Genomic DNA, 9,932 nt, shown 5'->3' on the forward strand with positions numbered 1-9,932 from the left:
GCCGCGCAAGCGTAGGCGGCGGCGCGGTGACGACCGCACGGCGCCACCCGGACCAGTGCCTGCTCCCCGGGAGGACGACTCCGGCGCACCGGATCAGGCAGAACAGGACCAACGTGGCGGCGGCGAGAAGCACCACCGGTACGAGGAGGATCACAGCGGCCCTTTCCGTCGGGAGCGGCGTGGACGGGAAGCGGTTCGCGGGGGCACCGCCGGCCGGTGCGGGGGCTGGCCGGCGCCGGCGGTCAGGAGGCCGGACGGGAGGCGCGGGTGGCGCCGGCCGAGGCGACCACCACGCACAGCACCGCGGCCCACTGCGACCAGTACAGCGACTCCCGCAGCACCACCAGACCGATGAGGGCCGCCACCGCCGGCTCCAGACTCATCAGGATGCCGAACACACGCGGCGGCATCCTGCGCAGCGCCTCCAGGTCCAGCGAGTACGGGACCACCGACGACAGCAGCGCCACCCCGAGCCCCGCGGCCAGGACCCACGGCTGGAGCAACTCCGTTCCGCTGTCGGCCACGCCGAGCGGCACGGCCATCAGCGCCGCGACGGCCATCCCCAGAGCCAGCCCGCTCCCTTCGGAGGTGTGGCGGCCCAGCGCCGCGCCGAGCAGGATGTACAGCCCCCAGCACACCCCCGCGGCCAGCGCGAACAGGCAGCCGACGAGGTCGAGTTCACCGCGTCCCTCCATCAGCAGCACCACGCCGCCTCCCGCGAGCACGGCCCAGAACGCGTCCAGCCACCGCCTCGCCCCGGCCAGGGCCACCCCCAGCGGCCCGAGGAACTCGATGGTCACCGCGATCCCCAGCGGGATCCGGTCCAGCGCCAGGTAGAAGCACAGGTTCATCAGGCCCAGGACCGCGCCGTAGCCGAGCACCACCGTCCACGCACGGCGGTTCATGCGCGGCGACGGCCGCCACAGCAGCATCAGCACCGCCGCCGCGAAGAACAGCCGCAGCGCGACCGTCCCGAAGCTGCCCGCCGCGCTGAACAGGTTCTTGGCCAGCGCCGCGCCCACCTGGACGCTGACGATGCCGAGCAGTACCAGCGCCGTCGGCGGGACCGCGTCGAAGACGCGACCGGCCGACGCGGTCAGCGGGGACCGGGGGGACGGTGGGGGCGTGCCGGTTCCGGTCCCGCCGGCGTTCGAGGTGTTCGGAGCGTTCGAGGTGTTCGGGGTGGTCACGCGCGGATTATCGATGATCGGGCGCCGCACGTCACACGGCTTTCCCGCCGCCGCCCGCATCCGGGATCATCCCCTGGTGGACCTCCGGTGCGGCGGACCGCCGCGGCCGGCGCGGACCGAGTGCGACGAGGAGGCAGGGTGCTCACGTGGCGGCGGGTGACAGAGGGGGACTTCGGGCTGCTGCGGGAGTGGCTCGCGCGGCCGCACGTGGCGCGGTGGTGGCACCACGACACGTCCGCGGAGGCGGTCGCGCGGGACTTCGGCCCGGCGGCGCGCGGCGAGGAGCCGTCCGAGGACCTGCTGGTGACGGAGGACGGCACACCGGTCGCCCTGGTGCAGCGGTGCCGCTTCGCGGACTACCCCGAATACCGTGCGGAGCTGGCCGGCCAGGTCGAACTGCCCGACTCGGCGGTCACGATCGACTACCTGATCGGCGACCCCGCCCGGGTGGGACGGGGGCTGGGGCCGCGTGTGATCCGGGCGGTCGTGGCGGCCACCTGGACCGACCACCCGGACGCGTCCGCCGTTGTCGTCCCGGTGAACGCGGCCAACCGCGCGTCGTGGCGGGCCCTGGAGAAGGCCGGGCTGCGCAGGGTCGGCACGGCCGACCTGGAACCGGACAACCCGGCCGACGGCCGCGCCCACCACGTCTACCGCGCCGACCGGCCCACCGGCCGGGCCCCCGGCCCCGCCGCCCCGGGTTGATGACGGCCTCGTCCACGGAGGTATGCCTCCGCCCGGCACCGGACACCGGGCGGGAGTGGACGGAGCACGTCAGAGCGGGCTGAGGCGGGCCTTGAGCAGGCAGAACTCGTTGCCCTCCGGATCGGCGAGGACGTGCCACTGCTCCTCGCCGGTCTGGCCGATGTCGGCCGGGCGCGCCCCGATTTTCAGGAGGCGCTCGAGCTCGGCGTCCTGGTCGCGGTCGGTGGCGTTGACGTCGATGTGCAGCCGGGACTTGCCCGGCTCCGGCTCGTCCCTGCGGCTGAGGATGATCGTCGGCTGCGGACCGCCGAACCCCTCACGCGGGCCGATCTCGATGCAGTCCTCCTCGCGGTCGAGCACCACGAAGTCCAGTACCTCGCACCAGAACCGCGCCAGCACCTCGGGGTCGCGGCAACCGAGTACGAGTTCACTGATACGACATGCCATCGACGAAGACCTGCTTTCAGTATGGGAACCGCCAGGACGCCCGCGACCGTACCGGGCGAGGCGGGCAGGGGCGAAGGGTTTTCGGGAGCGCCGCTGCCCGGCCCACCCGGGGGAGCGGGACGCGTCGACGCATGAGGTCCACCGTGCCGGGGTGTCGTCGGTACGGCTCCGCGCGGGGGCGTCAGGAGAGGGCGCAGACGCAGAACTCGTGACCCTCGGGGTCGGTCATGCACGTCCAGGGCACCTCGCCCTGGCCGAGGTCGAGGTCGGTGGCGCCCAGGGCACGCAGCCGGGCCACCTCCGCCTCCTTGTCGTCACCGGGGTACGGCAGCAGGTCGAGGTGGACGCGGTCCGGTGCGGTCTTCACATCGGGCGTGCGGAGGAACTCCAGATACGGGCCGACGCCCTTGGCGGAGCGCAGCACCGCATGGTCGTCGGTCACCTCGCGCAGGGCCCAGTCCAGCGCCTCGCCCCAGAACCGGGCCATGGCCCGCGGGTCCGCGCAGTCGACGACCACCGCGGCGATCGGCCCGGTGTCCCGGTAGACCTCCCGGGGTTCCAGCACGCAGAACTCGTTGCCCTCCGGGTCGGTCAGGACCCTCCACGGCACATCGCCCTGGCCCACGTCGGCGGGCGTCGCACCGAGAGCTTCGAGGCGTGCGACCAGCTCCGCCTGGTGGGCCGCGGAGGCGGTGGCGAGGTCGAGGTGCACACGGTTCTTCGCCGCCGCCCTGGGCTCGGATACGGGAACGACGTCGATGCCGACGGCGACCGGATCCGGCCAGACGATGCCGCCGGCGGGCCCGACGTAGGTGGTCACGCCAGGGCTGTAGGCCTGCCAGCCGAGAGCCTCCGCCCAGAACCGGCCGACCGCCGGGGCGTCGAGAGCCTTGATGTTCACCTGGACGGGACGCAGCGCCATGCCGGCGATCCTACGCACACGCTCCGCGACGGCACCCGCGTTCTCGCCGACTGGGAAGCGCTCAACCCCGCCGGGCGGACCGTTCATCCGGCAGACGAGGCGCCAAGTCATAGTCGGCCCCGCGGCATCACGGGCCCGGGCTCAGCGGTGGTTCAAGGCCGTCTCCCCTTCCGGGCCCTGCGATCGGCCACAGGTCGCGGCAGGCAAGCGGGCCGATTCCCGAAGTGCGCAAGCCGGGGTGGTGCAGATGGAGGCTCCTCCGTCCCCCTAACCGGGCAAACGGGCGCGTGACGGCGAGGAGGGACCGGGGCGCGGTGGCAGGGTTCCGGGCGCCAAACGTGCCGGCGCCGTGTGGGCGCCAGAAGAAGGAGACATGGCTGTGACCACTGTGCCCGTTCGTGCCCTGACATCGCTCGCCCTCGCCGCGGCGGTCCTCGGTACCGCCGTATCCGGCGCCGCCGCGACCGGGAACCCCGCCCCGGAGCCGCCGGCCAAGAGCGCTCAGGCCCAGGCCAAGAAGCACGGTCCGCTCGCCCTGAGCACGGTGGAGGACCTCCGGTCGTCCATGCAGGGAGAGGCGTACGCCCACGCCTCGTACACCTTCTACGCCGCGCAGGCCGACCGCGAGGGGAAGCACGAGGCCGCCAAGGCGTTCCGGACGGCCGCGCACACCGAGCTGTGGGAGCACTTCGCCGAGCAGGCCGAACTGATCGGCCTGGTCGGAAGCAACGAGGCCAACCTGCGCCACGCCATCGAGGGCGAGACCCACGAGGCGTACTCGATGTACCCGACCTTCGCCGCGCAGGCCCGCCAGGACGGCGACATCAAGGCCGCCGAGCTGTTCACCGAGATCGCCGCCGACGAGGACGCCCACCGCAAGGCCTTCACGACCGCCCTCAAGGCCATCACCACAGGCAAGGGCAAGATCCCCGCCCCGCCGGCCGTCGACCGCACCGAGGTGCCCGCCGGTCTGCCGAAGGTCTCCTCCCCGCGCACCCGCGCCAACCTGGAGACCGCCATGCGCGGCGAGGCCCTCGCGCACGCCTCGTACACCTTCTTCGCCCAGCACGCCCGCAAGAGCGGCAACGGGGCGCTGGCCGACCTGTTCGCCGGCACCGCACGGGTCGAACTCCACGAGCACTTCGCCGAGGAGGGTGTTCTGGCCGGTCTGGTCTCCGACACCGCCGCCAACCTCCGCAAGTCCATCGAGGGCGAGTGGTACGAGGCCAAGGTGATGTACCCGAAGTTCGCCGAGCGCGCCCGGAAGGCCGGCGACCCGAAGGCCGCCCACGTCTTCGCCGACACCGCCGGCGACGAGGCCGCCCACGCCCGCTCCTTCGAGAAGGCCCTGCGCGACCTGAAGTGATGCCCCGGCCCACCGCGCCCGGCCGGACGGGTACGAGACCCTCCGGCCAGGCGCGCGCCGCCGGGCCGGTCAGCGTTTGACGCGGTTGCGGACGGCCAGGACCGCCAGGCCCAGCAGGACGGGCTCGACGAGGCGGGAGGCCATCTCGGTGTAGGTGCCCGTCGTGGTCAGGTCCTGCCCGGAGGAGCGGAACACCACCGAGTTGAGCGTGACGTTCAGCGCCTTCTCGAAGCGCTCGCCGGTGAACCTGTCCCCGGTGGGGTTGCGCGGGTCGGCCTTGCCGATGGTGAGGGTGACCGTGCCGCCGCCGGGCGGCACGGTGCCGGTCGCCTCCTGTTTCGGGGAGTCCTCGGGGATCCCGAAGCCCATCAGCAGTACGACGGTGACCAGCATCGTCGCCCCCAGCCAGCCCAGGGCCCGCACGGCGCGCAGCCCGTAGCCGGAGACGGCCCAGTAGGCGGCCAGCAGCGCCCGCTCACCCCGGGGCCGGGAGGCGTCGTGGCGGCGCATCTCCATCTCGCCGTAGTAGAAGTCGGCCGCTCCGGGTTCGTCCTTGCCCTCCTCCAGAGCCTTGCGCAACTGCCGGTACACCGGCGCCAGCACCGCCGGCTCCTGCGCATCCTCCCCACGCGGCGCGGGTGCCCAGCCGCTCCCGTGCCCGCCGTGCGCGGCACGCCAGTGGTGCTCCTCGGCCAGGGTGCGGCGCGGTGTCCAGCGTACGGGCCGCAGCCCGCGCCGGCGCAGCCCGGCGGGGGCCGCCGCCATGCGGCAGTGCCCCTCCAGCCGCAGCTGGTCGAGGTGGACGGTCCCGGCGAAGAGGCAGCCGGTGAGGTCGGTGCCGGTGAGCATCAGGTGCGCCGCGTCCACGCCCCGCAGCGACACGATCCGCACACGGGGGTCGGTCAGGCCGTGCTCGGGGATCCTCGAGCGGTGCGAGGCGAAGGGCCGGGAGTGGGCGGCGACGCCGACCGGGTACTCCAGCACCGCGTCGCTCAGGTCCACCTCGGCGTACCGCAGCCGCAACGCGGCGGTGGAGGTCCACCGCGTCCGCCTGCACCGTACGGCCTTCGCCGCCGCCTCGACGGTCACGGCGGTCCCGAACACCGCCTCCGACAGATCCAGCGTCCCCGCGCACACCAGTGGCCCCAGCTTCGTGGTGCGCTCGAAGAGCATCCCCGCGAACCGGGCGTCGCCGCCGATCACCGCCCCGGTGAACCACGCGCGCCCGCCGACCCGTGTGTCGTGGAACGAGAGGTGTCCGTCGACCCGCGCCCAGGCGAACCCTGCTGAGCCGCCGATCCGTGCGTGCAGGAACTGGACGGGTCCGCCGATCCTGGCGTCGTAGAACTGCGCGCCGCCGTCCGCCGTGGTCTCGCCGACCATGACGTAGCCGCCGATCTCCGTCCGGACGAACAGCAGGTCGCCGCCGGTTCGCACCTTGGTGAGCAGGCTGTTGCCGCCGATCCGTGCCTGCTGGAACGAGAGGTCGCCCCCGGTCTCCGTCCCGCCGAGCAGCACATCGCCGTCGATCCGCGCCTCGTGGAACGAGATCTCGCCACCGACGCGCAGGCCGCCGAAGGAGAGGTCACCACCGATGTGCGCCCCCTCCAACTGCAGGTCGCCGCCGAACTCCGCATCGTCGATCCGCAGGCCGTCGTCGAAGTCCGCCCCTTCGAGAAGGAGGGTGCCGAAGCGGGGCCGGCCCGTGGCGGGGTCGGTGAGTGCGCGTAACAGCTCGTTCAGCAGGTCCTGGGTGAAGGACGTGCCGCGAAGGTCGATGTCGTCGCCGGGCGACAGGGTGGCCAGGTGGGCGGTGCGGTCGGCCTCGTCCAGGTGAGCCAGGCATGTGCTGTGCCCGGGGAGGAGGATGCCGGGGCAGCCGGCCGGATCGGCGGCGTCGGCTCCCCGGCCGCAGTGCGGCCAGAAGATCAGTGCCGGGGACGGACCGGACCTCGAAGGTGTCATGCCCCCAGGACGCCCGTGCACGGCCGGGCAGTTGCCCCGGGCGGCCACGAGGGACACGGGCCGCACGGAGCCGGTTGTACGCGTTCCGACGGTCGTTGTACGCGCTCCGCGCCGTGTCGTGACGCGGCGGAGCCGCGTTGCGCCCGGTGACGGAAGGGGACGGTATGACCGAAGTCGGGACGGACGACGACACACAGCTTGAGTTCGAACGCGGTACAGGAATGCTGTACGTGTTCGGCCGCCAGGTGAAGCGGTTCCGGATGCGCCTGGGCATGAACCGCGAGGAACTCGGCCTGGTGACGGGCTACTCGCCCGCGACGATCGCCTCGATCGAACAGGGGCGGCGCATCCCGTCGGACCACTTCATCGACAAGGCCGACGAGATGCTGGACGCGAGTGAAGTCCTCAAGGAGATGAAGGAGGAGATCCGCAAGGCCCGTTACCCGAGGTTCTTCCAGGGGGCGGCGACGCTGGAACGGGAAGCCGTCGAGCTGCACGCTTATGACTCGCAGGTGGTCAACGGCCTGTTGCAGACGGAGGACTACGCGCGGTGCGTCTTTGAGATGCACCGGCCTGCGCTGGACGACGAGACGATCGAACGGCGTCTGGCGGCTCGCATGCTTCGGCAGGAGATCTTCACCAAGGGCTCTACGCCGCTGATGAGCTATGTCATGGAAGAGGTGGTGCTGCGACGGCCCATCGGTGGACCCTGCGTCATGCGAGGCCAGTTGGAGCGGATCCTCCAGGTCGGGCGGAAGCGGAACGTGGACGTACAGGTGATGCCGACGAATCGTGAGGAACACGCCGGTCTCGCTGGCCCGTTCAAACTGATCGAAACCAGTGAGGGGCGACGTATCGCTTACGCCGAGGTGCAGAAGAGCAGCACCCTCTACACGGAGCGGAAGTCTGTCCGTGAGCTCGAAGCGCAGTATGGGATCATCCGTGCTCAGGCGCTCACTCCGAGTGAGTCGATGGCCTTCATCGAGAGGTTGCTGGGAGAGACATGAGGGATCGAGAGTCGAAGCCGAGCACGGCGGAACCGGCTTGGTTCAAGAGCAGCTACAGCAGTGGTGAGGGCGGCGACTGCGTGGAGGTCGCCACCCGCCCCGAGAGCGTCCGCGTACGGGACTCCAAGGACACCGCCCGGCCCGGTCTGGCGGTCGGTCCGGAGGCCTGGGCGTCCTTCCTCGGCCTGGCGTCCCGCTCGCGCGTCTGAGGTTCGCATCGCGCCTGTGCCCTGTGCTTCCGACTCCCTCGGGAGCACAGGGCACAGCCATGCCGCCCCCTCTACGATCACCGGTCATGGCCACCCTGATCGTGACCGTCGCGCTGGCGTTCCTCGGCTACCTGGCGACTTATCTCAACGGCCTGCGGCTGGCGCAGCGGCAGGCCCGGCTCGCCCGCGTCAACCAGCAACTCAGCGACTTCTACGGCCCGTTGTTCGCGCTCATGGAGGCCAACGGCCGTATCTACGACGCCTACGCCGAGAAGTACGCCCGCCCCGACGGCCGCGACTTCTTCCACCACGACGAGCCGCCCACCGAGGAGGAACTGGCGGCGTGGCGGCTGTGGGCCACGACCGTCTTCCTCCCCAACGTCCGCGCGATGCGCGAAGTGGTCGTGACCAAGGCAGACCTCCTCATCGAGGAGGAGGTGCCGCAGGTGCTGCTGGACCTGTGCGCGCACGTCTCCGGCTACGAGATCACCGCCGCGCGCTGGGAGCAGGGCGACCACACCGAGCATCTGTCGGTGATCCGCTTTCCCGGCCGGGAGTTGCGGGAGTACGTCCGGGACCGCTTCACACGGTTGAAGCACGAGCAGGCGAAGCTGCTGGGGCGTTCGGCCACGGGCCGCCGGCGTTGGGTTGTCGGTCCCGGCCGGTGACCCCGATCGGCCGCTGCCGTCCCCTTACTCCCGAGCGTGGCTGACCGGCGCGTTCGGAGGGGAGGACACAGGTATGCGTGATGACGAGGCGGCCGGCACACAGCAGACACCCGAACCCGCCCTCGATGGAGGACAGAACGCCACCATCGGCCCGTTGGGCAGGAGGATCATCGGCTTCTGCATGGTGGGCATGGCCGTCGTGGCGCTTCTTGGCCAGACCCTGGGAGTCTGGCAGGAGGTCCACGACTTGTTCAGGTCCGAGGAGAACGGCTCCACACCGTCGTCGGCGGCGGACGGTGTCCGCTCACCTTCGGCCGAGGTCTCCGGCCGGCCGGGGTCCGCGCCCCGCTGCGGGGCGTCGGGCGACCGGCAGGTGCTGATCGAGCTCAAGGGGGAACCGACCCGTTCCGGGGCGCACGCGGTGGCCACGGTGAAGTGCGAGGTCGCTTCTGGGGACCACCTGTCGTGGGTGGTGCGCAAGGAGACCGGTGATCCGGACCGGCCGCGCGTCCACTACACCCTGAGGTACGAGCTGGGGCGGCAGGGGCCGGGGCGCTACACCTACGAAGCGGATCTCAGCACCACCGCGCCTGGGTCCGAGCGATCCCTGATCGCCGTCCTGATGGACGACGCCACCCACCGCGAGGTGAAGGCGGGCAGGGATCCCGAGACCGCCTATGTGGACCTGCCCTCGCCCGTCCCCGTCGTGTCCAACTCGCTGCTGATCACCACACCCCGGTAGTGCACCGGCAGGAGAGGGCGGCCGCCGGGCCGGAACGCGCTTTACGGGACGCGTACCCGGCCGCGAGACTGGTACGGCACGCCGGGGGCGGTGCGGGGGAGAAGCGGGGGCGAACATGGCCGAGGAGCAGGGGAGTTGGGGCAGGCCGGTGCCGCTGGGGCAGGGCGGCGCGTCCGAGGCGGCCCACTTCGTCGCCGCTCCGCTGCTGGCGGGCGCCTGCATCGCCACCGTCGGCGTACTGGGCGCGGACGCCGAGAAGTTCCGCTGGCCCGGGCCGGCGATGCTGCTGCTCACCCTCGCCTTCGCCGCGCTCGTCGGCAGTGTGCAGTACGGCTTCCACGCCCGCCGCCACCTCTACTCCCCGGCGGACGTGGAGTCCTGGCACCCGCCGGACTCCTTCAGGCCCTCCGCCGAGTTGCTGCGCCGGGAGCAGCGCCGCCACTTCGGGGAGTGGCTGCGGCAGAGCCGCCGGGCGGCCCTGACCTACAACCTGGGGATCGCCCTGCTGGGCGCGGGCGGGGCGCTGGCCCTCGCGGCCCCCGAGGGCGCCTCGTTCTGGCACGCGGCGTGCCGATGGGCGGCGAGCGCCGTGCTGGCGGCCGGCGCCCTGGCGGAGCTGGAATGGACGCTGCGGGAGTGGTGGACGCGCAGGGCGCTGCTGCGCGCCGCCCGGGCCGGTGGGGGAGAGGCCGGCCGGGGAGGGGACAGGAG

At 72.2% G+C, this 9,932-nt stretch carries 11 protein-coding genes; 7 read left to right on the top strand and 4 right to left on the bottom strand.

Features of this window, described 5'->3' with window-relative positions:
- Positions 1 to 242: 242 nt before the first annotated feature.
- Positions 243 to 1,190 carry a DMT family transporter gene (locus tag L7D48_RS04280; protein WP_237877526.1) on the bottom strand — a complete coding sequence of 316 codons (948 nt, stop codon included), beginning with the start codon at positions 1,188 to 1,190 and terminating at the stop codon, positions 243 to 245.
- A gap of 138 nt (positions 1,191 to 1,328) precedes the next feature.
- On the opposite strand from L7D48_RS04280, the gene L7D48_RS04285 reads away from it, so the two are divergent.
- The gene (locus L7D48_RS04285) at positions 1,329 to 1,895 is read left to right on the top strand and encodes a GNAT family N-acetyltransferase (RefSeq protein ID WP_237877527.1); all 567 of its coding nucleotides are present in this window, start codon (positions 1,329 to 1,331) and stop codon (positions 1,893 to 1,895) included.
- Positions 1,896 to 1,964: 69 nt separating this feature from the next.
- Here the strand turns inward: L7D48_RS04285 and L7D48_RS04290 are convergent, their stop codons facing one another.
- Both L7D48_RS04290 and L7D48_RS04295 read right to left on the bottom strand, forming a co-directional pair.
- Positions 1,965 to 2,342: a VOC family protein gene (locus L7D48_RS04290; RefSeq protein ID WP_237877528.1), complete on the bottom strand. Its 378-nt coding sequence runs from the start codon at positions 2,340 to 2,342 to the stop codon at positions 1,965 to 1,967.
- Positions 2,343 to 2,523: 181 nt separating this feature from the next.
- Positions 2,524 to 3,264 (bottom strand): VOC family protein, encoded by a 741-nt coding sequence (locus tag L7D48_RS04295; protein WP_237877529.1) that lies wholly within the window; start codon positions 3,262 to 3,264, stop codon positions 2,524 to 2,526.
- 373 nt (positions 3,265 to 3,637) lie between these two features.
- Between L7D48_RS04295 and L7D48_RS04300 the strand changes: the two genes are divergently transcribed.
- Complete coding sequence (locus L7D48_RS04300; protein ID WP_237877530.1) at positions 3,638 to 4,630, top strand: rubrerythrin family protein; 993 nt, start codon at positions 3,638 to 3,640, stop codon at positions 4,628 to 4,630.
- Positions 4,631 to 4,699: 69 nt separating this feature from the next.
- Here L7D48_RS04300 and L7D48_RS04305 read toward each other — a convergent pair whose 3' ends face one another.
- On the bottom strand, positions 4,700 to 6,595 hold the full coding sequence (locus L7D48_RS04305) for a pentapeptide repeat-containing protein (RefSeq protein WP_237877531.1): 1,896 nt from the start codon (positions 6,593 to 6,595) through the stop codon (positions 4,700 to 4,702).
- A gap of 164 nt (positions 6,596 to 6,759) precedes the next feature.
- Between L7D48_RS04305 and L7D48_RS04310 the strand changes: the two genes are divergently transcribed.
- The 5 genes from L7D48_RS04310 to L7D48_RS04330 form a co-directional block, all read left to right on the top strand.
- Positions 6,760 to 7,602 (top strand): helix-turn-helix transcriptional regulator, encoded by an 843-nt coding sequence (locus L7D48_RS04310; RefSeq protein ID WP_237877532.1) that lies wholly within the window; start codon positions 6,760 to 6,762, stop codon positions 7,600 to 7,602.
- Positions 7,599 to 7,811: a DUF397 domain-containing protein gene (locus tag L7D48_RS04315; protein WP_237877533.1), complete on the top strand. Its 213-nt coding sequence runs from the start codon at positions 7,599 to 7,601 to the stop codon at positions 7,809 to 7,811. Before L7D48_RS04310 ends, L7D48_RS04315 begins: the two co-directional genes overlap by 4 nt.
- 86 nt (positions 7,812 to 7,897) lie before the next feature.
- Complete coding sequence (locus L7D48_RS04320; RefSeq protein ID WP_237877534.1) at positions 7,898 to 8,479, top strand: hypothetical protein; 582 nt, start codon at positions 7,898 to 7,900, stop codon at positions 8,477 to 8,479.
- 73 nt (positions 8,480 to 8,552) lie between these two features.
- Entirely contained in the window at positions 8,553 to 9,221 is a 669-nt protein-coding gene (locus L7D48_RS04325; RefSeq protein WP_237877535.1) for a hypothetical protein, read from the top strand.
- A gap of 115 nt (positions 9,222 to 9,336) precedes the next feature.
- The coding region (locus L7D48_RS04330) for a hypothetical protein (RefSeq protein WP_237877536.1) at positions 9,337 to 9,932 on the top strand (596 nt) is incomplete at its 3' end.

The organism is Streptomyces sp. ICN903 (assembly GCF_022015835.1).
Lineage (GTDB): Bacteria > Actinomycetota > Actinomycetes > Streptomycetales > Streptomycetaceae > Streptomyces > Streptomyces fenghuangensis.